This window comes from Mesorhizobium sp. B2-1-8, from assembly GCF_006442545.2.
Lineage (GTDB): Bacteria > Pseudomonadota > Alphaproteobacteria > Rhizobiales > Rhizobiaceae > Mesorhizobium.
On sequence record NZ_CP083952.1, the window covers coordinates 3,819,549 to 3,841,218 of the forward strand.

General features: G+C 63.2%; 23 protein-coding genes. 13 read left to right on the top strand and 10 right to left on the bottom strand.

Annotation, left to right across the window (positions count from 1 at the left end; all coding sequences use genetic code 11):
- Nucleotides 1-124: 124 nt before the first annotated feature.
- The 3 genes from FJ970_RS18640 (at nucleotide 125) to FJ970_RS18650 (ending at nucleotide 2,080) form a co-directional block, all read left to right on the top strand.
- Nucleotides 125-493, top strand: coding sequence for an Hpt domain-containing protein (locus tag FJ970_RS18640; protein ID WP_140757560.1), 369 nt, complete (start codon nucleotides 125-127; stop codon nucleotides 491-493).
- Between the two features lie 144 nt (nucleotides 494-637).
- Complete coding sequence (locus FJ970_RS18645) at nucleotides 638-958, top strand: 2Fe-2S iron-sulfur cluster-binding protein (RefSeq protein WP_140757559.1); 321 nt, start codon at nucleotides 638-640, stop codon at nucleotides 956-958.
- 90 nt (nucleotides 959-1,048) lie between these two features.
- Entirely contained in the window at nucleotides 1,049-2,080 is a 1,032-nt protein-coding gene (locus FJ970_RS18650; RefSeq protein ID WP_140757558.1) for an NAD(P)/FAD-dependent oxidoreductase, read from the top strand.
- Here FJ970_RS18650 and FJ970_RS18655 read toward each other — a convergent pair whose 3' ends face one another.
- Together FJ970_RS18655 and FJ970_RS18660 are read right to left on the bottom strand one after the other, a co-directional pair.
- Nucleotides 2,081-3,562 (bottom strand): MDR family MFS transporter, encoded by a 1,482-nt coding sequence (locus FJ970_RS18655; protein ID WP_140757557.1) that lies wholly within the window; start codon nucleotides 3,560-3,562, stop codon nucleotides 2,081-2,083.
- A 222-nt stretch (nucleotides 3,563-3,784) separates the two neighbouring features.
- Entirely contained in the window at nucleotides 3,785-4,405 is a 621-nt protein-coding gene (locus tag FJ970_RS18660) for a DUF922 domain-containing Zn-dependent protease (protein ID WP_181178407.1), read from the bottom strand.
- Between the two features lie 113 nt (nucleotides 4,406-4,518).
- Here FJ970_RS18660 and folP point away from each other — a divergent pair, with 113 nt between their 5' ends.
- The 3 genes from folP to folK are packed head-to-tail and all read left to right on the top strand — an operon-like array spanning nucleotide 4,519 to nucleotide 6,226.
- Nucleotides 4,519-5,367, top strand: coding sequence for a dihydropteroate synthase (gene folP / locus FJ970_RS18665; RefSeq protein WP_140757555.1), 849 nt, complete (start codon nucleotides 4,519-4,521; stop codon nucleotides 5,365-5,367).
- Nucleotides 5,368-5,370: 3 nt separating this feature from the next.
- Nucleotides 5,371-5,730, top strand: a complete 360-nt coding sequence (gene folB / locus FJ970_RS18670; RefSeq protein WP_140701472.1) for a dihydroneopterin aldolase — start codon at nucleotides 5,371-5,373, stop codon at nucleotides 5,728-5,730.
- Nucleotides 5,714-6,226: a 2-amino-4-hydroxy-6-hydroxymethyldihydropteridine diphosphokinase gene (gene folK / locus FJ970_RS18675; RefSeq protein ID WP_140757554.1), complete on the top strand. Its 513-nt coding sequence runs from the start codon at nucleotides 5,714-5,716 to the stop codon at nucleotides 6,224-6,226. The genes folB and folK overlap by 17 nt, the downstream gene beginning before the upstream one ends.
- A 10-nt stretch (nucleotides 6,227-6,236) precedes the next feature.
- Here folK and FJ970_RS18680 read toward each other — a convergent pair whose 3' ends face one another.
- Together FJ970_RS18680 and FJ970_RS18685 are read right to left on the bottom strand one after the other, a co-directional pair.
- Nucleotides 6,237-6,782, bottom strand: coding sequence for a DUF924 family protein (locus FJ970_RS18680; RefSeq protein ID WP_140757553.1), 546 nt, complete (start codon nucleotides 6,780-6,782; stop codon nucleotides 6,237-6,239).
- A gap of 15 nt (nucleotides 6,783-6,797) precedes the next feature.
- Complete coding sequence (locus tag FJ970_RS18685; protein ID WP_140757552.1) at nucleotides 6,798-8,633, bottom strand: monovalent cation:proton antiporter-2 (CPA2) family protein; 1,836 nt, start codon at nucleotides 8,631-8,633, stop codon at nucleotides 6,798-6,800.
- Nucleotides 8,634-8,796: 163 nt separating this feature from the next.
- On the opposite strand from FJ970_RS18685, the gene FJ970_RS18690 reads away from it, so the two are divergent.
- The 3 genes from FJ970_RS18690 to FJ970_RS18700 all read left to right on the top strand — a co-directional run bounded on the left by FJ970_RS18690 (nucleotide 8,797) and on the right by FJ970_RS18700 (nucleotide 11,412).
- Nucleotides 8,797-9,786 (top strand): AraC family transcriptional regulator, encoded by a 990-nt coding sequence (locus tag FJ970_RS18690; protein ID WP_181178415.1) that lies wholly within the window; start codon nucleotides 8,797-8,799, stop codon nucleotides 9,784-9,786.
- A gap of 59 nt (nucleotides 9,787-9,845) precedes the next feature.
- Nucleotides 9,846-11,054 (top strand): MFS transporter, encoded by a 1,209-nt coding sequence (locus FJ970_RS18695; RefSeq protein ID WP_140757551.1) that lies wholly within the window; start codon nucleotides 9,846-9,848, stop codon nucleotides 11,052-11,054.
- A 178-nt stretch (nucleotides 11,055-11,232) separates the two neighbouring features.
- Nucleotides 11,233-11,412 carry a hypothetical protein gene (locus tag FJ970_RS18700; RefSeq protein WP_227791842.1) on the top strand — a complete coding sequence of 60 codons (180 nt, stop codon included), beginning with the start codon at nucleotides 11,233-11,235 and terminating at the stop codon, nucleotides 11,410-11,412.
- Between the two features lie 230 nt (nucleotides 11,413-11,642).
- Here the strand turns inward: FJ970_RS18700 and FJ970_RS18705 are convergent, their stop codons facing one another.
- The 4 genes from FJ970_RS18705 to FJ970_RS18720 form a co-directional block, all read right to left on the bottom strand.
- Nucleotides 11,643-12,194, bottom strand: coding sequence for a hypothetical protein (locus FJ970_RS18705; protein ID WP_140757550.1), 552 nt, complete (start codon nucleotides 12,192-12,194; stop codon nucleotides 11,643-11,645).
- A 123-nt stretch (nucleotides 12,195-12,317) separates the two neighbouring features.
- Nucleotides 12,318-13,403: a YcjF family protein gene (locus FJ970_RS18710; protein ID WP_140757549.1), complete on the bottom strand. Its 1,086-nt coding sequence runs from the start codon at nucleotides 13,401-13,403 to the stop codon at nucleotides 12,318-12,320.
- A complete protein-coding gene (locus tag FJ970_RS18715; protein WP_140757548.1) occupies nucleotides 13,400-14,878 on the bottom strand; it encodes a YcjX family protein in 1,479 nt (492 codons plus the stop codon). Before FJ970_RS18715 ends, FJ970_RS18710 begins: the two co-directional genes overlap by 4 nt.
- A 76-nt stretch (nucleotides 14,879-14,954) precedes the next feature.
- Complete coding sequence (locus FJ970_RS18720) at nucleotides 14,955-15,458, bottom strand: SixA phosphatase family protein (protein WP_140757547.1); 504 nt, start codon at nucleotides 15,456-15,458, stop codon at nucleotides 14,955-14,957.
- 275 nt (nucleotides 15,459-15,733) lie between these two features.
- Between FJ970_RS18720 and dksA the strand changes: the two genes are divergently transcribed.
- A complete protein-coding gene (dksA, locus tag FJ970_RS18725) occupies nucleotides 15,734-16,150 on the top strand; it encodes an RNA polymerase-binding protein DksA (protein ID WP_006202025.1) in 417 nt (138 codons plus the stop codon).
- Between the two features lie 135 nt (nucleotides 16,151-16,285).
- On the opposite strand, the gene FJ970_RS18730 is transcribed toward dksA, so the two are convergent.
- Nucleotides 16,286-17,038, bottom strand: a complete 753-nt coding sequence (locus tag FJ970_RS18730; RefSeq protein ID WP_140757546.1) for a flagellar biosynthetic protein FliO — start codon at nucleotides 17,036-17,038, stop codon at nucleotides 16,286-16,288.
- A gap of 329 nt (nucleotides 17,039-17,367) precedes the next feature.
- On the opposite strand from FJ970_RS18730, the gene cckA reads away from it, so the two are divergent.
- Entirely contained in the window at nucleotides 17,368-19,944 is a 2,577-nt protein-coding gene (cckA, locus tag FJ970_RS18735) for a cell cycle histidine kinase CckA (protein ID WP_140757545.1), read from the top strand.
- Nucleotides 19,945-20,030: 86 nt separating this feature from the next.
- Nucleotides 20,031-20,744, top strand: a complete 714-nt coding sequence (locus FJ970_RS18740) for a DeoD-type purine-nucleoside phosphorylase (RefSeq protein WP_140757544.1) — start codon at nucleotides 20,031-20,033, stop codon at nucleotides 20,742-20,744.
- Here the strand turns inward: FJ970_RS18740 and FJ970_RS18745 are convergent.
- The gene (locus FJ970_RS18745) at nucleotides 20,741-21,040 is read right to left on the bottom strand and encodes a ribbon-helix-helix domain-containing protein (protein WP_140701458.1); all 300 of its coding nucleotides are present in this window, start codon (nucleotides 21,038-21,040) and stop codon (nucleotides 20,741-20,743) included. The genes FJ970_RS18740 and FJ970_RS18745 overlap by 4 nt on opposite strands.
- A gap of 230 nt (nucleotides 21,041-21,270) precedes the next feature.
- Between FJ970_RS18745 and FJ970_RS18750 the strand changes: the two genes are divergently transcribed.
- Nucleotides 21,271-21,666: a VOC family protein gene (locus tag FJ970_RS18750; RefSeq protein ID WP_140757543.1), complete on the top strand. Its 396-nt coding sequence runs from the start codon at nucleotides 21,271-21,273 to the stop codon at nucleotides 21,664-21,666.
- Nucleotides 21,667-21,670: the final 4 nt, after the last annotated feature.

The following is a 21,670-nucleotide window of genomic DNA, read 5'->3' on the forward strand; positions in this document are numbered from 1 at the left end:
AAGGTTAACGGAAGCGTGATTTGGGCGCCGCTTTGGCAACATTTTTCCGGGCCATTCATTAACCCGTTGTCCACTGGAATCGCCTAGTTTTTTCAGGCGGCCGAAGAAAATGGAGTTCGAGTTCATGCGTGGCGAAAGCGGCATTGCCTTCTCAATGCCGGGGGGCGACGTGTCGGGAACGAGGCAGTCCCGGCCGGTCGATTTGGCACACCTTGCCCGGCAAACGATGGGCGACCGCGCCCTTGAGCAAGAGGTGCTGGCGCTGTTTGTACAGCAGGCATTGTCGGTGCGCGACAAAATAGTCGATGCCGACATCAAGGACCGGCTTCTGCTGGCTCATGGCTTGAAAGGATCGGCCCGCGGCGTGGGCGCCTTCGCCATCGCCGATTGCACCACCGATATCGAGCACCAGCCGGAGAACCTCCAGACGCTCAATCGGCTCGGCAAGCTTATCGACGAAGTGCGCGACTTCATCGCCGCCATCAATCGCTGATTCCGGTTTGCGACAAAAACGTCACGGAGCGGCGCTTTCGCGCGGCAGTTGACTTGTTTGCCGGAGTGATTATCTCGGGCGAAACTCGCTTTCGTCCCGGGCGAAATTCCTTTCGTCTCGGGCGAAACTCCCTTCAGGTGACAAATGACCAAACTGACCTTCATCGCCCATGACGGCACACATTTCGACATGGATGCCGAAAACGGCTCGACGGTCATGGAAAATGCCATCCGCAACGCCGTGCCTGGCATAGAGGCGGAGTGCGGCGGCGCCTGCGCCTGCGCGACCTGCCATGTCTATGTCGATGAGGCATGGACGGCAGAAGTCGGTGAGCCCGAGGCGATGGAAGAAGACATGCTGGACTTCGCCTATGAGGTCCAGCCGAACTCGCGCCTGTCGTGCCAGATCAAGGTGCGCGACGCACTCGACGGCCTGATCGTGCGGGTGCCCGAACGTCAGGGCTGAAATCCAGCATCGGCGATTTTTCCCGCTGACGCTTGGCAGCGGGGCAATGGTCATGCAGTCTCGCCCGGACTTTCGCAGCGAGGCGCATCAATGACCGGGATCATCAGCACAGACGTCCTCATTGTCGGGGCAGGGCCGGTCGGCCTGTTCGCCGTGTTCGAGCTCGGCTTGCTGGACCTGAAGTGCCATCTGATCGACATTCTCGACAAGCCCGGCGGCCAATGCGCGGAACTCTATCCGGAAAAGCCGATCTACGACATTCCCGGCTGGCCTTCGATCTCGGCGCAAGGGCTCGTCGACAAGCTGCTCGAGCAGGTTGCGCCGTTCAAGCCGGACTTCACCTACAACCGCATGGTTTCCAGTCTCGAAAAGTTGGACGACGGCGGCTTTCGCGTGACCACGGACGAGAACGAGGTGTTCGAGGCCAAGGTGGTGGTGATCGCCGCCGGCGGCGGCTCATTCCAGCCGAAGCGCCCGCCAATTCCCGGCATCGAAGCCTATGAAGGCACGAGCGTTTTCTATTCGGTCCGCCGGATGGAGGATTTTCGGGGCCATGACCTGGTCATCGTGGGCGGCGGCGACTCGGCGCTGGACTGGACGCTGAACCTGCAGCCTGTGGCAAGGAGCGTGACACTCGTTCACCGGCGGGCGGAGTTTCGCGCGGCGCCCGACAGCGTCAACAAGATGTACGCCATGCAGGAGATGAAGCAGCTGGAATTCAAGGTCGGCCAGGTGGCCGGGCTCACTGGAGCCGATGGCCAACTGGCATCGGCCACCATCAAGGGCGGCCCGGATGGCGACATCGAGGTGCCTTGTACCCGCATGCTGCCGTTCTTCGGCCTGACCATGAAGCTCGGCCCGATCGCGGAATGGGGGCTCAATCTCAATGAGAACCTGATTCCGGTCGACACCGAGAAATTCCAGACATCGGTGCCCGGCATTTTCGCGGTGGGCGACATCAACTGGTACCCGGGCAAGCTGAAGCTGATCCTGTCGGGTTTCCACGAGGTGGCGCTGATGGCGCAGGCCGCCAAGCGCGTCATCAGCCCCGGCGAACGCATCGTGTTCCAGTATACGACTTCGTCGACCAGCCTGCAGAAGAAGCTCGGCGTCTCCGGCTAATTATTCCGGCAGGATCGGCGCCGGATCGTCGACGTGGCCTCGAAGTTCTTTCTCGGGCATCAGGGTCAGCGTGATAAGGCCCAGTACCAGAGTGCCGGCCGCGACGAGAAAGATCATCACGAAGGGCTCGGCCGATACGACATGTCCAGCCACCTCGATGCCTTCGCCGGCCAGCGGCAACCCAAATCCGAGAGCGACGGCGCCGAGCATCGCGACCCCCAATGCACTGCCGAGCGAACGTAGAAAGGTCAGCACTCCCGTCGCTACGCCAAGATGCATGCGGTCGACGGCGTTCTGCACGGATACGGTGGTTACCGGAAATGTCGTCCCCGTCCCCAGTCCGATACAGATGGTCAGGACTTCGACGATAAGCAGCGATGCATCGCCGGCGACAAAGGCCAGCAGGCCCATGCACAGGATGGCGAAGATGACGCCGACCATGGCGATGCGCTTGTAGTGGATGAAGCGCGGTATCAGGCGGCCGCTGGAAGCGGCGCCGGCCACGGTTCCAAGCAGAAGGCCAAGCATTGCAATGCCCGATTCGCTGGCCGTCAGGCCAAGGATCGATTGCAGATAGACGGGCAGATAGACGGCGAGGCCGACGCTGGAGGCCTGGAGCAGGAACATCGACAGAGTGCCAGCCAGGACGATCGGGTTGCCCAGTACCTCGAGCGAAATGAGCGGTTCGGCCGCCCGCGTCAGCCGCAGGGCAAAGGCGCCCCAGAAAAGCACGGAGCACGCCAGGACGCCAATGACTTCCGGCGATGACCAGGGATAGGCGCTGCCGCCCCAGTTCAGCGCCAGCAGCAACAGCGCCGTGGCGACGATGAGCAGCAATGCGCCGAGACCATCGATGCTGTGATTCTTGGCCACGATCGGCAGCTTCTTGAGCGGCTTGTTGATGATCGCCATCGCAACAAAGCCCAGCGGGATATTGATCCAGAAGATGAGTGACCAGTGCAGATGCTCGGCAAAAGTGCCGCCCAGCAGCGGACCGGCGACGCTGGCGACGGCCCAGGTGCCTGAGAACCACGCTGCATAGCGCGCCCGCTCGCGCGGCGGGACGAGGTCTCCGACCACGGTCTGCGTCAGCGCGAAAAGGCCACCGCCACCGGCCCCCTGGATCGCGCGCCCCAGGATAAGGACGAACATGTTGGGGGCCAGTGCGCTGACCAGCGATCCGGCGAGAAAGATGAGGATTGCCGCGTAGACGGTCGGCCGACGCCCATGGACGTCGGAAATCTTACCGTAGAGCGGTGCCACGGCGGTTGCGGTCAAGAGATAACCGGTGACGATCCATGGCAGATATTCGGCATGGCCGAGCGAGCGCCCGATGGTCGGCATGGCGGGCGCGACGATGGTCTGGTCGAGGGCTGCCAGCAGCATCGACAGGAGAACGCCGCCGATGATGGCGTTCTTTTCGCTTTCTGTCAGCGGCGCGCTCGCTGCCGCCACGGCCTGCTTGTCGACAGCCTGGTCCATGTCTTCTCGTCCACGCGCTTTGCGCTGCCGCATCGGGTCTGCCTGGTGCATCCGCGTCACGATCGATCGTGATGCCCGTGCTTCCAGTTCGTGCCCGTGGCAACCCTGGATATGTCGTTCCGTATAGGCCGATTTCGCCTGGTGCTCGAAAAAAAATCGAAACTGGCTCTACGCTTCCACCCGGTTGGCTTGGACCCTGGCGAATGGAGGCGGCGAGGAAATTCAGGTCGGCGGCTGCAATTGGCCACTTCCGATGCGTTCCATCCGGTAGCGCATCAGCCGCAGGATGCGGCTTTCGAAATTGACACCTTCGACACGGTCGAACCGCAGTTGGTCCTGATCGTGTCTGGCAAGCTCAGCCGCCGTGATCTCGGCGGCCTTGGCCTTTGCCGCATCGCAATCCTTCTGCGGATAGGTCGCCTTGAGCGCATCTTCCAATGCGCGGCCGTGGTTCTTGGCGATCTCGACATGGCGGTCTTCATGGCGCTTGATGTCGGCCGACAATGTATCCCAGAACAGCCGCACATCGGCGTCGGCTTTGCGCGGGCGGCGCCATTCGGGAAGGATCACCTTGACCTTGACGGTGACGACCGCGTCGGCGATCCGGCAGGAGCCGGACTGGCTGGCGTAGCTGATGCGTGTCGTGAAGGCCATCTGGGTGGCGCCAGGGTGGCGCGACCCCGTGCTTTTGACCTGCGGCCCGTGTTTGGCGAGTTGCTGCTCGATATCCTCCAGCGTTCTGCCGCCAATGGCGAAATAGCTGTATGTCTTCACCAGATTAGCCGCATCCGCCGGAACGGCGACGGTAAGCAGCAGTGCGCAGAGCAGGGATCGTGTCATCATGTTGCCTCTTCGGTCACCTTGCTTTACGGCCTTTGCCGGCGCAACGGAACTGATCCGATGCGGATCACACATCGTTGATGGCCCTTGGTTGATGAACCCATGGTTGATGCGCAATGACGGCGAGGCGATGGCAGCTGGCGCATGGGCGTCATCTCGAGCTTGGCGGCAAGGCCGTGGTCGTCGGCATCCTCAATATCACGCCCGACAGCTTCTCCGATGGCGGCCTGTTTGATGCTCCCGAAACCGCGATGGTCCAGGCGCACCGCATGATCGGGGAAGGCGCCGCGATCATCGATATCGGCGGAGAATCGACCCGGCCGGGCGCCGCCGCGATATCGGCCGGCGAGGAGCAGGCCCGTATCCTGCCCGTGATCGAAGCACTGGCGCATGCCGGCGACGTGCTGATCTCGGTCGACACCTATCGTGCGGAGACAGCGCGGCTCGCGGTGGCTGCCGGCGCGCACATCGTCAATGATGTCTGGGGTCTGCAGCGCGAACCCGACATTGCGCGGGTGGCGGCCGAAACCGGCGCCGGGCTTGTCATCATGCATACCGGCCGGGATCGCGAGAAGCTGCCCGACGTGATCGCCGACCAACTGGCGTTCCTGGGAAAATCGCTGGAGATCGGGCGCGGGCAGGGTGTCGCCGACGACCACATCGTGCTGGACCCCGGCTTCGGCTTCGCCAAGGAGACCGCGGAGGAAAACCTCGACCTGATGGCGCGGTTCTCCGAGCTCTGCGCACTCGGCTTCCCGCTGATGGCCGGCACGTCGCGAAAACGCTTCATCGGCACCGTCACCGGTCGCGACGCCGCCGACCGGGCTGCCGGGACAGCGGCGACCAGCGTCATTCTCCGACTCAAGGGCGCGCATCTGTTTCGCGTCCATGATGTCGCAATCAACGTGGACGCGCTGGCCGTGGCGGATGCTATGCTGGCGCGGGAAACCGGATCGGAACGCTGAGCCATGTATGTCATCCGCATGAAGAATTGCGCCTTCTTTGCCCGGCACGGCGTGCTGGATGAGGAAGAAGCGCTGGGGCAGCGCTTCTATGTCGATGCCTCGCTCACCGTCGAGCCCGGACGCGCGCTCGTCGATGATGCCATCGGGGAAACGGTCAATTACGGCGTTGCCTTCACCGTCATCGAGGAAATCATCACTGGACACAGGCGCTTCCTGATCGAGGCCTTGGCCCTGGAAGTCGCAAAGGCTCTCACCGGGCGCTTTCCCCAGATCAGGAAAGCCGAGATCACCGTTCGCAAGCCCAATGCGCCGGTGCCTGGCGTGCTCGATTACGTCGAGGTGACCGTTGTCTGGCCCGAGTAACACCGTCTATCTGAGCCTCGGTGGCAATCTCGGCGATCCGACGAAGTCGATGGGGGCTGCGTTACGCCTGCTCCACGCCGATCCCGATACTGACGTGGCCGCCGTTTCCTCGCTCTACCGGACGCCGCCCTGGGGAAAGCTCGACCAGCCGGATTTCCTCAACGCGGCCGCCGAATTGTCGACGCGGCTGTCGCCGCGGGCATTGCTCGACCTGTGCCTCGATGCCGAGCGAAAGCTCAAACGCGTGCGCGAGGAGAGGTGGGGACCGCGCCTGATCGACATCGACATCCTGGTGTTCGGCGACCGCATCATCCATGAAACGGGCCTGGAAGTGCCGCACCCGCGCATGCTGGAGCGCGCCTTCGTGCTGGCGCCGCTGGCCGAGATCGCGCCTGACCTTACCGTAGACGGCAAACGCGTTGTCGATCGCCTGGGCGCGGTCGATGCGGCGGGCATCGAGCGGCTGCCATCCGGCCGCGACTGGTGGCTGGCTTAGATCGGCGGTATCAGCCGGAGAAACCACCGTCATCCAGGAATGCTTTTTCCTCAGCCGTCGTCTCGCGGCCGAGCATTCTGTTGCGGTGCGGGAAGCGGCCGAAGCGCTGGATGATGTCACGATGTTCCAGCGCGTATTTCAGATTGAACTCGGCCCTGGCGGTGTGAAGTTCGACGGACAGGTCCTGGTCGGCAAGGTTTTCCGAATGTTCGAACGGCAGATAAAGGAACACGCGGACCTCCGGCTCCAGCACGACATCATGGCCGGCATCGACCGCCTTTTGCGCGAAGTGCTTTGCCAGTGGGTCGGTCGCGAACATGTGGCCGGTGCCGCGGAAGCAATTGCGCGGAAACTGGTCGAGCAGGATCATCAGCGCCAGCGAGCCGTCGGCATGGTTTGACCAGTCGTCGCACTCGCGCCGCGCCGCAGCGTAGTGGAGGTCGAGAAAGCGATCGCGGAAATCGGCATCGAAAGCGTTGTTCTTCTCGAACCACGCATCCTCGCCGGCGTCGCGCCAGAATTTGGTGACCGACAGGGCTCTGCTGTCCAATTCCATGCCTGATTCTCTCGTTCAATCCGCCCGTTCGGATTTATGCAGTACGCCGGCCGTTTCCTCGTTGAGCGCCTGGCCAGGACGGCGGGGCGTGGAGAGCGGAGTCGGGATTGGCGTGCCGATATTGCCTTTCAGGAAACGCTGTCCCGAGCGGATGCCTTCGGCGAGCTGGGTCTCGAAGCGGGCCGTGTCGCGGCGCCTGACGTCCTCGATCGTTTCGGCGACGTCTTCGGGGTCAACGCCCAGCGCTTCCAGCGTCGAGCCGCCAAAGACGAGCGCCGATTCGAAGGTCTCGCGCAACTGATAATCGACGCCGGCGCGGATGAGCTGCAACGCCGTGCCGCGGTCGAACGCACGTGCCAGCACCGTAAGCAAGGGAAATTCCGCCTTGACGAGTTCGGCGATGCGGATGGCGGCGTCGGGCTTGTCGACACAGATGAGCACGGCCCGCGCGCGGCCGGCCCCGGCAGCGTGCAGGATGTCCAGCCGCGTGCCGTCGCCATAATAGACCTTGAAGCCGAAATCGGCGGCCGCCTGGATCATCTCGACATCATTGTCGATGATCGAGACGTCGATGCCGCGCAAGAGCAGCGGTTGGCTGGCGATCTGGCCGAAGCGGCCGAAGCCGATGATCAGCACGCTGCCGGTGAGGCCGTCGGCGACTTCGACGCCGTCCAGCGACTGCTCGTCGCGCGGCGTGAAATAGCGCAAGGCAATGATCGCCAGCGGCGTCAGCACCATGGAGATGATGACGATCGCCGTCAGCGTCGCGTTTGCCTGGCCGTCGATGATGCCGACTGCGGCGGCCGCGGAATAGAGCACGAAGGCGAATTCACCGCCTTGCGCCATGAAGACCGCGCGCTCGAGCGCCTCGCGGTGGCCTGATTTCAGGATGCGGGCGACGATGTAGATGCCGAAGGCCTTCATCACCATGTAGGCGACGACATAGATGGCGATCAGCTTCCAGTTCGCGGCCACCACATGCAGATCGAGCGACATGCCGACCGCAAGGAAGAACAGGCCGAGCAGGATTCCACGGAACGGCTCGATGTCGGCTTCGAGCTGATGGCGGAAAGTCGATTCCGAAAGCAGCACGCCGGCCAGGAACGCGCCCATCGCCATCGACAGGCCGCTGAGTTGCATGGCGAGCGCCGACCCGAGCACGACCAGCAGAGCCGCGGCCGTCATCACCTCGCGTGCACGGGCATCCGCCAGGATGCGGAAGAAGGGGTTGAGCAGGTAGCGTCCCGCCACCACCAGTCCGACGATCGCGGCGAGGCCGATACCGACCTCGGTCAGCCGCTCCGACAGGCTGGTATCGGCACCGCCGGGCGCCAGGAAGGCGATCAGGGCGAGCAGAGGCACGATGGCCAGATCCTCCAGCAGCAGGATGGAGACGATACGCTGGCCCTTGGGCGAGGCGATTTCGCCGCGCTCCTCCAGAAGCTGCATGACGATGGCCGTCGAGGTCAGCACGAAACCGGCGCCGGCGACGAAGGATTGCGCGATCGGAAACCCTCCGGCCATGCCGACACCGGTCAGCAGCACGGCGCAGACCCCGACCTGGAGCGCGCCAAGCCCAAAGATCTCGCGGCGCAGGCCCCACAGCCGCGACGGCTGCATTTCCAGGCCGATGATGAACAGGAACATGACGACGCCGAGTTCGGCGACATGGAGGATGGCTCCCGATTCGGAAAAGACGCCGATGCCGAACGGGCCGATCACCACGCCGGCGGCCAAGTAACCGAGAATCGAACCGAGACCCATGCGCTTGAAGATCGGGACGGCCACCACGCCTGCCGCCAACAACGCCACCACCTGAACTAGATCGCTGCCCGATGCTTCCGCTGCCATGCCTCTTGTCCCTGTGTCCGACAGCACTCCTTGCATGCAGTTGGAGCGGGAGGCAAGGGCGGGGAGCCTGCCAGGACAGGCAGGGGGTGCCGTTGAAGCGATTCCCCTGGTGGAACAGCGGTCTCCGCTTGCCTTCCGGACGTTTGGTATCTATATTGGCGGGATGACTGACCATTCGTCCCGGCCGGGTCCCCCGCCTCACATCCCGATGGATGCGCTCAGCGAAGTTCTACAGGACTTTCGCTTGAGTGGAGTCAATTATGGCCGCTGCGAGCTCCGACATCCTTGGAGCATAGAATTTCCGCAACAATCGCTGCTTCGTTTTCACTTTGTTGGTCAGGGTCCATGCTGGATTCATACCGAAGCGCAAGGCTGGCAGGAGTTGCGCGATGGCGATCTGGTGCTGCTGCCGCAAGGTATCGCCCATCGGCTGGCGAGTGCGCCGGACGTCGTGGGCGACTCGCTCGAGGGTTGCCAGGTGACCAAGTTGGGGGGCAACGTCTGCGAAGTGGTGCGGGAAGGCACGGGCGCGACAAGCACCCTTTTCTGCGGCTCGATGGCCTTGGGTGCCTGTGCGCTAAACCCGTTGATTACGTTGATGCCGCCCATCATCAAGGGTTGCGACGTGGCCGGCAATGACCCGGTCGTTGGTCCTTTACTGGCGGCTATGACCGCGGAAGCCGCGCAACCGCAGATGGGCAGCGCCACCATCTTGTCTCGGATGGCGGACTTGCTGACAGCCCGGCTCATTCGTTGCTGGGTCAATTGCACGGGGGCTTCGACCTCCGGTTGGCTCGCGGCCATCCGCGACCCCCATATTGGCCGCGCTCTGGCAGCCATGCACAGAGACCCCGGCCATAACTGGACGCTCGAAAGCCTCGCCGGCCTGGCAGGCCAATCTCGCTCGATTTTCGCGGAGCGCTTCAGTGCCGTGTTGGGAGAAGGCGCGGCACACTATCTAGCCCGTCTGCGCATGCAACTTGCCCGCGAGTTGTTGGGGCAAAACGGCTTGTCGGTGGCTGAGGTTGCTACCCGCCTGGGCTATGATTCCGAGGCATCCTTCGCTCGCGCCTTCAAGCGCATCACCAATGTGTCGCCGGGCGTTGTGCGTCGCATAACTCCCGGACGAATAGACATGAATTTCGGATTTTAAGATACATATCATCCGGAAAGACTCGTTTATGAAGATCTCCAAACTTTGGAGATCCTTCCGTGACTGACACAACATTACAGCTTGAAGACGCGGCGATAGACCTTGATGCCGCCGCGCCGGCCACATGGAGCGCAACCACATGGTTCGCGGTCCTTTCGTTGGCGGCCACCAGCTTTGCGCTGGTGTCCGCCGAATTCCTGCCGGCAGGTCTGTTGACGCCGATGGCGCGCGATCTCGGCATCAGCGAGGGGACGGCCGGGCAGGTGGTCACCGCCACCGCTTCCGTCGGCGCCGTGACGGCCATGTTGAGCAATGTCCTCATCGGCCGATTGAACCGCAAGACGGTGCTTGTCGGCCTCATGGCCTTGGCGGTCGGTTCCAACATTCTTGCGGCGCTGGCGCCCAATTTCTGGCTGTTATTGTTGGGCCGGGCCGGGCTGGGGATCGCTCTCAGCGCTTTCTGGGCACTTTCGGTAGCCGTCGTGGCGAGGCTGGTTGGCGCCAATGCGACGGGGCGGGGCATGGCTATCGTCACCCTCGGCGTCTCGCTCGCAACAATTGCCGCACCGTCGATGGGCGCATTGATCAGCGACTGGCTGGGTTGGCGCAGCGCCATGGCCATGACGGCGGGGTTGGCCTTGCTTGCCATGCTGCTGCAGTTACTCAGCCTGCCGACCTTGCCTGCAACGGCAAGCAATAGTCTTGCAGACGTCCTTCGCCTGACACGGCGGCGTGGCATTCAACTCGGTATGCTTGCTATCCTTTTGCTGATGACGGGGCATTTTGCCGGCTCGGTCTATGTGCGTCCGTTTCTCGAACACGTGACGCTCCTTGCGACCGGGCCAATCGCCCTGGCGTTGCTCGGATTCGGCATCGCGGCTGTGATCGGCAATATTGCCGGTGGCCGCATGGCCGACGCCAATATCCACGTGGCTCTCGTGGTTACGGCCGCATTGATGGCGTTCGCGGCGCTGGCATTGGTGCTTTGGGGCGTGCACATCGGCGTTGCCTTTGGCTTCGCCACGCTATGGGGTTTCGCCTTCGGCATGGCGCCGGTGGTGCTGCCGACAAATCTGTCTCGCGCGGCGCCGGACGCGCTGGAAGCAGCGGGCAGCCTGATGGTCGCGTCCTTTCAGGTCGCCATCACCATCGGCGCGGTTGTCGGCGGCTATGTTGTGGACACTTATGGCCCGACAGCGCCTTTGACGGCGACTGCCATCCTTGCCGCATCGACGGCCGTCTTGGCGCTGCTACAACCGCGCAGCTGAACTTTGCCGCCGCCGACACAGTAGCCTGAATCCGGCCGTTGGCGATGTTGCAGGCGCTTACACAAGTTGACGTCGGTAACGCGTTGCATCTTGCCACAATCGAAGGCTAAGCACGCTCGGCTTCGGCCATCGGGGGTGAGCGGCGATCAAGTCGCACCCTTTTGAGGAGATGACTGACATGAAGAAGTTTTTGCTCGTCGCCGTCGGGCTGGCGGTGCTTGCCGGTTCGGCCTGTTCGAAGGCGTCGGAATGCACGACCGAGATGGCGACCAAGAAGGCGCAGGACATGGCCGCCGCGCTGCAGGAGGCAATCACCAAGGATCCGTCCAAGGCGGCTGACCTGACCGCCAAGGTCTAGGCGGTGACGACCAAGTATCAGGGCTCCACGACCCTGGCCGACGCCTGCAAGGCGTATGACGAGGTGACCGCCGCGATCAAGGGCTGACGCTCGGTTCGTCTGTTTCAAAGGAGGCGGTGGCGATGGGCTGCCGCCTCTTTGGTTTTTCGGGGGGTATTCGAGCAATTCCGGGGAAAGTGTGAGGCAGTTTTCCGTCGGGAATTGCGTAAAGAAACAGAGGCGGGGTGCGCTCAGTTCGGCGCGATGGACCCGACTTCGACGGCATCGACCCGCTTAAGGCTCATGCCGATGACCGGCACCAACTGGTCCTGAACGCGCACGGCGACCGTCACCGTCATCGAATTGTCGTCGGGAATGCGTGCCTGCATGACGCCGCGCAATTGGTTGCGGTTGATGGTGAAGACCACCTTGCGGGCATCGACCACGTTGCCACCGATGATGTCGAGGCCCGCGCCGGCCGAGCCACCCATGAAGGAACCCTTGTAGTCGCGGCCCTTGCGCTCGATCCTGGCCGACATCGGCTGGGTGAACACGCCGACCCGGCAACCGCCGTCAAGCGTCATGCCCATCTTGCCGTCGGGCGTGGAGCCGGTGAAGCTGCAGTTGAACTTCGTACCCTTGTACTTGCCGGCGACGATTTCGCCGGGGCCGACCCATTTGCCTTCGGCTGACTGGAAAAACTGCTTGTCCGGCTCTCCGGCGCAAGCCCCGGAGGCAATACCGGCCACTGCTGTGATCGCCACCACCAGGGGCAGGATGCTGGACAGAATTACGCTTTTCATCGACGACACCCGGCAACAACGAGGCTGTTTGAAACCGGTTCGACCATGAAGAAGATTGGTTAATGCTTCGTCACCGGGAGCCTTCGAAACCGCGATCCGAGCGTCGTCCCAAAGAGCTGGACGCTATCTGCCGGGGCCGGCTGTTTCGGCGTCTTTCTTGGTCGCGAACGATGTCAGGGCGGCGAGGAAATCGCCCAGTCCCGGGCGCCTGGCGGCGCTGAAGGGCAGGGGGCGCGCCGTCTCCATCGCCGCGATGCCGATGCGCGCCGTCATCATGCCGTTGACGACGCCCTCGCCGAGCTTTGCCGAGAGACGCGCCGCCAGGCCGTGGCCGACGATCTGTTGGACAAAACTGTCGCCGACGGCGATCGAACCGGTGACCGCCAGATGCGCCAGCACGCTGCGCGCCAAGCGGAAGAAACCCAGCGTTCCGGGCCGTCCGCCATAGAGTTCCGACAGCCGGCGGATGAGGCGCCCGGCCTCGAAGACGACATAGGCGACATCGACGAGCGCGCGCGGGCTGACCGCCGTCACCAGGGAGACGCGCTTGGCGGCCTCGAGGATCATCGCCTTGGCCCTCACATCGAGGGGACCGAGGATTTCCGCTTCCGCCAGGCGCACCAGATTGGCGCCGTCGATGATCTCGCCGCGCAATTCGGCCAGCGCGCGCCGGCCGGCCGCGGTCTCGGGCTTGGCCGCGACAAAGGCCGACAGTTCGTCGACCACCGCGCGTGCTGCCTTCGGATCGTCGCGCGCGGTGGCATCGAGCGCGCGCTTCTGCAGCTTTTCGACCTCGGCGAGACGGGCGATCGCCAGGAATTCGCGTATCAGGATCACCAGGAGCGCCAGCAGTGCAATGGCCGCCATGCCGGCGGCCAGCCAGCCCAGCCATTCGGCGCGGGCAAAGAGATCGCGTATCAGCTGGTCGGTCCACAGGCCGACAGCCAGCGAAACCAGCACGCCGAAGGCGCCGAAGAAAATGCTGCCGAGAACCGAGCGCTTTCTGGGGGCGACCGACGGCGGCGGCTCGGCTGCAATGATGTCCCGTTCGTCGAAGACATCGACCTCCGCCGGGATGACCAGCGCCACATCGGCCTTCATCGGGCGCGGTCTGCGCGACGGTTCGGCCTGGCGTGCTTGTGGCGCGTTTTGTTTCGGCGCGGCTTCCGGCTCGATACGGAATGCCGCCGGTTTGCGGGGCGCGGTCATGCCAGATGGTCTCCGATCAGGAACTGCAAGGCGCGGTCGAGCCTGATGTGCGGCAGCGACAGCGTGCCACCTTCGGCCGTGCGTTCGAGTTTCGGCGGGCGGAACCGGACGAAGCGGATTGCCGGGTCCGTGGAGTCCTGCCTGTGGTCCGGCCCCGAAAGGTCGAAAACAGCATCAATGTTTTCTGGTAAATCACCAGGAAATATAGCTGTTTCCGTTTTTCCGTCGAATGCTTCGCCATTGATCTTCTCGCCGGCTATCGGCGTGCCGATGATGACAGGCAATGTTTCGCGGCCCTGCTTTACGGTGCCCTCGCGGGTCGCGCGCATCGCCGCCATGGCGACCACGTCGACATCGGCACCAGTGAAATTCGCCCGCGCCACGGCGCGGTCGGCAAGGCGCCGCACGATCGCCTGCAACCGGTCATGGCTCTCGTGATGCAGATGATCGGCCTTGGTCGCTGCAACCAGGATGCGGTCGATACGCCGGGAGAAAAGGTCGGTGAGGAAGCTGCCCCGGCCGGGACGGAAACAGCTCAGGATCTCGGTGACGGCGCGCTCCAGGTCGGCCATGGCACCAGGCCCGGCGTTCAGCGCCTGCATGGCGTCGATGAGCACGATCTGGCGGTCCAGACGCGTGATATGCTCGCGGAAGAACGGTTTGACGACATGTGTCTTGTAGGCCTCGTAGCGTCGTTCCATCATGGCGTACAGGGAACCGTTGCGCGCGCGCCTGTCGCCGAGGCCTGCCAGCGGCGCGAAGGTCAGCGCGGGCGAGCCTTCGAGGTCGCCGGGCATCAGGAAGCGTCCGGGCGGCAAGGTGGAAAGCGCCCGCTCGTCCAGCTTGCATGCCTTGAGGTAGGCGGCGAAGCTTTCAGCCAGCCGGCGTGCCGTCATTTCGTCGGCGTCGGCATTCGGATCGATTTCCTCCAAGATCGCTCGCCAGTCCCGCGAAAGCTCCTCGCGCACCGGCAGCGTGGCCATTTCGAGGGCCTCGCGCGAAAAATCGGCGAAGGATTTGCCGAGCAGCGGCAGGTCGAGCAGCCATTCGCCGGGGTAGTCGACGATGTCGACCGACAGTTTGCCTGACGAGAACATGCGGCTCCAGCCGGAGGCCGATTCATATTCGATCGTCAGCCGCAGCTCCGAAATGGCGCGGGTCGAGTCCGGCCAGACGCGATCGTTGACCAAAGCGGCGATGTGGTCCTCGTACTGAAAGCGCGGCACGGCGTCGTCGGGCTGCTGTTCGAGGAAGGCGCGCGCGATACGCCCCGATTTCTGCGCCTCGAACAGCGGCAGGCGTCCGCCGTGGATCAGATTGTGGACGAAGGCCGAAATGAAGACGGTCTTGCCGGCGCGGGAGAGACCGGTGACACCCAAACGCAGCGATGGAGAAAAAAGTCCGGTGGCACGTCCCGACAATGTGTCGAGGGCAATTCTTGCCTCGTCGGTGAAGGTGGTCAGCGATGATGCCAAAATATGATCTCTCGGACTTGCGTCCGCCCGATATAGGCGCTGGAACCCGGCTTTGAAATGGCGCCGGAAATCGGCATCAGAGATCGACCGGTGTCAGGAACGCTTCGAGATAGCCCGCTCCCTGGGCCGCTTTCGCCAGGTTGCCGGGGAAACGGACGACCGCGAGGCCCGAGGTCGGAAAGCCATGATTGAGCATTGCCCGCGCCGTCTCGCCACCATCGCCCGAAACCGCCATGGCGAGATCCTCCGTCATCGGGTTGTGGCCTATGACCAGCAATGAGCCGGATCCGCCATGATCCCGGACGAGGCGGAGATAGCCGGCCGCGTCGTCGCTGTAGAGCGAGTCGAAAAACAGCACCTTGCCCGTGTCTGTCTGGCTGGCCAGCCCCTCGAGCGTTTCCCTGGCGCGTTTGGCATTGGAGCACAGCGTCAGGTCCGGCACATAGGAACGGGATCGCATCGCGGTCCCCATCTTTTCGGCATCGGCGCGGCCGGATGCGTCGAGTGGACGATCGAAATCACGCATGCCCGGCAAGGCCCAGCCGGCCTTGGCGTGTCGCAACAGATAGAGCCTGCTCACCCAACCTCCAATGACGCCCGAGAGCCGATGTCCCGCCGCGATTAGCCACGAGAAAAGCTTCACGCACAATGGTGCGCGCTCTTCAGTGCGGCGAATCACTTGCGGGGCGAGCGGTGAAGATCGTCCTACTTTCGCCATTAAAACAGACCCATCCCCCTCCGGAGAAGGCGGCGGACGCACTTTAACAATTGCGTGAGACAGCCGCTGATTGCGCTTGTACAGGCGTCAGGCGACGAATATATAGGCGCCAAATTTGGGGCAGTTGGGTGAGTCGAATGAACGACATCGTTACCGCCGATTACGTACCCTCCGAAGACGAGCCGTTCATGAACGAACGGCAGAAATCCTACTTCCGCCTGAAGCTCGTCACCTGGAAAAATGACATCTTGCGCGAAGCGCGCGAAACCCTCGAAATCCTGCAGCAGGAAAACGCCAACCATCCCGACCTCGCCGACCGCGCCTCTTCGGAAACCGACCGCGCCATCGAGCTCAGGGCCCGCGACCGTCAGCGGAAGCTCATCTCAAAGATCGATTCGGCGCTGCAGCGCATCGACGAAGGCACTTATGGCTATTGCGAGGAGACCGGTGAGCCGATCGCGTTGAAGCGGCTCGACGCGCGCCCGATCGCTACCTTGTCGATCGAAGCGCAGGAGCGGCACGAGCGCCGTGAAAAAGTCTATCGCGACGACTGATAGATCGCCTCCGCATTGATTTCCAAATGGCCGGTTTTCCGGCCATTTTTGTTCGATGTCGCCGCGCACTTCAACAGGCCAAGCGCGCTTGAACGTCGACCAGTTCAATTCACTGGCGGGCGGTCCAGGTGCAAATCATTTCTTCTGGCTCGAGAGTTCGCCCAAAAGCCTGGTCATTTCATCGTCGAGCGACGGCGGCGCCTTGGCCGCCGGTTTGCCTGTCGAGGCGCCGGACCGGGGCTGGTCCAGCGAAACCTCGAGCTCCTTCATCAGCGTGTCGTCGATGCTGTCCTGCCTCGGCGGCGGTGGCGCTTGCCTGGCGCCATTGGTGTTGGCGGAGCCATAGGCAGGCAGCGGCGTGACATTGGTCGACTGGTAGTTTTGCGTCGCTGGTTTCGGCGCGGGCGTGGGCGCCGGTGGTGGCGCAGCCGGACGCTGGCGGGCGGGCCCTGCCACCGGCTGCGGTGCGGGTGCTTGTCGGGGAGGCGCGGGAGCGGGCTGCGGCGGCCGCGGCTTCGCGGCCGGGGCCGCGGCCGCGGCCGCCGGGACGGGCTGCAGGCCGCCATCTCCGGTCAACGCCGGACGGCGCGGCGCGGCGAGGCGGATGTCGCGTTCGACAACGACGTCGGTCGGGCCCCCGATCAGAAGCAGATGTTCGATGTCGTCGCGTCGCACCAGCACCAGTCGGCGATGGCTGTCGACGGCGGTGGCGTCCATGACAGCGAGCCGCGTCTTGCGGTTGCGGCCGCCGGCGACAAACGTGCCGAAGGTCAGGTTGCGCACGAGCCTGACGATGATGAGAACGATGACCAGCAGGATCAGCGCCGCGAAAGTCCACAGGAGTGCCGCCGCATAACCGGGACCCGCCACGCTATCCAGCCACTGCATTGGTTTCCCCTGATCGGTTTTGGAAAGTGACGCGACACTAGACCGTTGCGACTGGCTACGGCAAGTTGCCTTTCACGCATCGTGAACAGGCTTGAAACACTCGAAGGCCGGCCGACATCATTTTTATCCGACATTTGCCGCCCGGGCCTTTTCCGGACTAGGAGAATGTGATTCAACCGGCTAAAGCGCGTCGCGCTGAAACGGATTCATGCGACGCGCTTCAGGTCCTTGTTTTTCATGCATGTCGTTTTCCCAAAACCGAAGTCACTTTTGGGCGATATGCATTAGGGGCGGGTGTCGGAAACTCGGATTTCACGAGCAGGGGGCATATGGCCAAGGAAGCGCGCGCCGATTTCTATCCGGTACCGATCGTCGACCAGAATACGCGACCGGGCGCGGTCACCCGGCTTGTCATCTTCATCGTCGTCCTGACGGGCGCGGCCGTCGTCTTCGGCCTTTTCCGCGAGCGCCTCGGCGATCCCTTCCTGCTTGGCATGCTCGGCGTGCTGGCGATGATCGGCGTCGGCTTCCTGTTCGCGACCGCGATCGGCTTTGTGCAGATCACACCGCGCTCGACGGGTGACGAACTGTCCAAGGCTTTCGTCGATTCGATGTCGCAAGGCCTGCTGGTCACAGACACCAAGGGCCGCGTCATCTACGCCAACCGAGCCTATGCCGATATGACCGGAGCCGCCTCGGCTGCCGACCTGAAGACGGTCGAAGGATTGCTCTCGGATGTCCCCGAGGCCTCGGTGACCATCTATCGGCTGGCGTCGGGATTGCGTGACGGGCAGCCGGGCGATGGCGAGTTCCGGCTCGCGCAATCGATCCGGCCCGGCGCCGAACCGGGCGCCCGCTGGTACCGGGCACGCGCACGCACATTCAGCGTTCCGGGCCAGCGCTTGCCGATGCTGGCATGGCAGCTCGCCGATATTTCGCAGGAGCGGGCCGAGCAGGAGCGTTTCTTCCTCGACCTGCAGAAAGCCATCGATCACCTCGACCACGCACCGGCCGGTTTCTTTTCGGCGGACCAGGACGGCCGCGTCACCTACATCAACGCCACGCTCGCCGGATGGCTGGGCATCGACCTTGCCAGCTTCACGCCCGGAGCCGTCACCTTGCCCGATATCGTTGCCGGCGACGGCATGGCGCTTGTGCGCTCCGTCAAGGCGGACCCCGGAACGACGCGCAATGCGGTCATCGATCTCGACTTGACGACGATGACCGGCGAGGCGCTGCCAGTACGCTTCATGCATCGCGTGTCCGCCAGCCGCGAAGGTGTCGGCGGGCCGACGCGCACCATCGTGCTCAACCGCACGCAAGGCGAGGATGCCTCGGCCGATCTGCGGGCTTCGGAAGTGCGCTTCACCCGCTTCTTCAATTCGACACCGATGGCGATCGCCGGCGTCGATGCCGGCGGGCGCATCCTGCGCACCAACGCACCATTCCTGTCGCTGTTTTCCTCGGTCGTCGACCGCGATGCCGTGGATCGCCGTGTGCGGCTCGACACGGTAATCCATGACCGCGACCGGCCGGCCTTTGCCGCCGCGTTCGAGAAAGCCCGGCAGCGGCAGGCCGATATCGATCCGATCGACACCGTTCTGCCCGGCAATGAAGAGCGGCATATCCGTTTCTACGTCAACGCCGTCGCCGACGGCACGGGCGGCGAAGGAGCCGAGGAATCGGCCATCGTCTACGCTGTCGAGACGACCGAGCAGAAGGCGCTCGAAGGGCAGATGGCGCAAAGCCAGAAGATGCAGGCCGTCGGCCAGCTCGCCGGTGGCATCGCGCACGACTTCAACAATGTGCTGACCGCCATAATCATGGCATCCGACCTGCTTTTGACCAATCACAGGCCGTCGGATCCGTCCTTCCCGGACATCATGAACATCAAGCAGAATGCCAATCGCGCGGCCTCCCTGGTGAGACAGTTGCTGGCCTTCTCGCGCAAGCAGACGCTGCGGCCGGAAGTGCTGAACCTCACCGACGTGCTCGCCGATCTCAGGATGCTGCTTGCCCGCCTCGTTGGCAACGACATCAAGCTCAAGATCGACCATGGCCGCGACCTGTGGCCGGTCAAGGTCGATATCGGCCAGTTCGAGCAAGTGGTGGTCAACCTGGCGGTCAACGCGCGCGACGCGATGCCGGCCGGCGGCGATCTTACGGTGCGCACCCGCAACGTGACCGCCGAGGAGTGCAAGACCTTTCCCTATCGCGAACTTGCAGCCGCCGACTATGTGGTGGTCGAAGTCGAGGATACCGGCAGCGGCATCGCGCCCGACGTGCTGAAGAAGATCTTCGAGCCGTTCTTCACCACCAAGGAGGTCGGCAAGGGCACGGGCCTTGGCCTGTCCATGGTCTACGGCATCATCAAGCAGACCGGCGGTTTCATTTTCTGTGATTCCGAACTCAGCAAGGGATCGACCTTCCGCATCTTCCTGCCGCGTCACGTCGCTGAAGCGAAAAAAGCAGCCGAACCCGGCGAAGCGCCGGCCGCGGCACCGGTCAAACCGGTCGACAATGCCAAGGACCTGTCCGGGTCGGCCACGGTGCTGCTGGTCGAGGACGAGGACGCGGTGCGCATGGGCGGCATGCGGGCGCTGACCTCGCGCGGCTACACCGTTCACGAGGCGTCCTCGGGCGTCGAGGCGCTGGAAGTGTTCGAAGCGCTCGGCGGCAAGGTCGATATCGTCGTTTCCGACGTGGTGATGCCGGAAATGGACGGGCCGACGCTGCTCGGTGAATTGCGCAAACGTCAGCCGGACATCAAGTTCGTCTTCGTCTCCGGCTATGCCGAGGACGCGTTCGCCAGGAACCTGCCGGCGGAGGCGCATTTCGGCTTCCTGCCAAAGCCGTTCTCGCTCAAACAACTGGCCACGATCGTGAAGGATGTGCTTGAAGCTTAGGTATTTCCGATGCTGCGCCCTTGCACAACGCCGTAACAACGCCATGATTATTGGCAATACGGCAGGCGGGCTCGGGGGAGCAGCTGTTGACGCCACACATCGAGGCAGGCAAAGGCGACTACGCCGACACGGTATTGTTGCCGGGCGACCCGCAGCGCGCGGAGTGGATGGCGCAGGCATTCCTGGACGCGCCGCGTTGCGTCAATCGCCGACGCGGTGCGCTCGGTTTTACCGGTTCGTTTCGCGGCAAGCCTGTCAGCATTCAGACGACAGGAATCGGCGTGTCGTCGTTCCTGATCTATGCGCATGAATTGCTTGAGTATTATGGCGCCCGAACACTGATCCGCACCGGCACCTGCGGTACCCTGAGCGCCGAGGCAAAGCTTCGCAGCCTTGTGATCTCGCAATCGGCGCGGCCTGAAAACACCGAGAGCGGTCGCGTCTTTGGCCTTTACGATGCTGATGTCGGCCCGGATCCAGCGCTGCTCGCTTGCGCATTGGTCAAGGCAGCCGAACTCGGCATCGATCACCACGCCGGCCTGACAGCCTGCACCGACGTATTCTACCATCCTGAAGCACGCGTCCGCTATGCCGACGCAAGGGCGCTCGGAGCGCTGGCCGTAGACATGGAAACCAGCGCTCTCTATCGCATCTCGGCGCATTTCGGCGCGAGGGCATTGTCGCTGCTGACCGTCGTCGACGATCTGGTCACCGGCGAACCGACCGACTATTCCGAACGCCAGGAACTTTTCACCGACATGAGCCGCCTGGCGCTCGAAATTGCCACGGCAGGGCGCTAGGCGGCCTCGCGCTTCAGCACCTCCTCCATGGATGGCCGGTGGCCGCGCAGATAGAGTGCGCAAGTGGTGCGCAGCATCGACGCGAAGTTCGGGATTTCGCCGTTGATCTCGATCGCTTCGTCGTAGAGTTTCGAGATGAACTTCGGCGTTGTCAGATTCTGGCTTTCCGCGATTTCGTCAAGCAAGGCCCAGAACGTGGCCTCGAGCTGAATGCTGGTCGAATGTCCGTCGATGCGGATCGACCGGTTGATCTGGCGATAGCCTTCCGGATCCTGTGCGGCAAAGACTCTGCACATCGTTACCTCCCATTTTTGTTGGTCTTGGGCACCGACGGGCGGTCGGTGCCTTTTGAACACTGCCTGCGGTTTCATCATCGACCGGACGGTCGTCAACGGCAAGCAGACTTTCGTCCTTAGGATGGGAACATATCGGTTTTTCCAATCTCATGCGTGGTAATCGGCTGCCACCACCTTTCTTCGCAGGCGCGCATAATCACCCTCGAAATCACGAAGCTGCGGAGTCTGATTTGGCGAAGGCAATCCACACCATGATCCGGGTTCTCGACGATGCCCGCTCCATCGATTTCTACACCAAGGCATTCGGCCTGGAGGTCGCCGAACGGCTGGATTTCGAAACCTTCACGCTGGTCTACCTCAGCAATGCCGATGCACCCTTCGAGGTCGAACTGACCGTCAACAAAGGGCGGCAGGAGCCCTATGTGCTGGGCGACGGCCATGGCCACCTGGCGGTCTCGGTCGCCGATCTCGACAGCGAGCACGACCGGCTCGGCGCGCTCGGCCTCAATCCGAAGAAGATCGTCGAATTCAACCGCGACGGCGCGCTCATCGCCCGCTTCTTCTTCATCGAGGATCCCGACGGCTACAAGATCGAGGTCCTACAGCGCGGAGGGCGCTTCCAATAGGGGA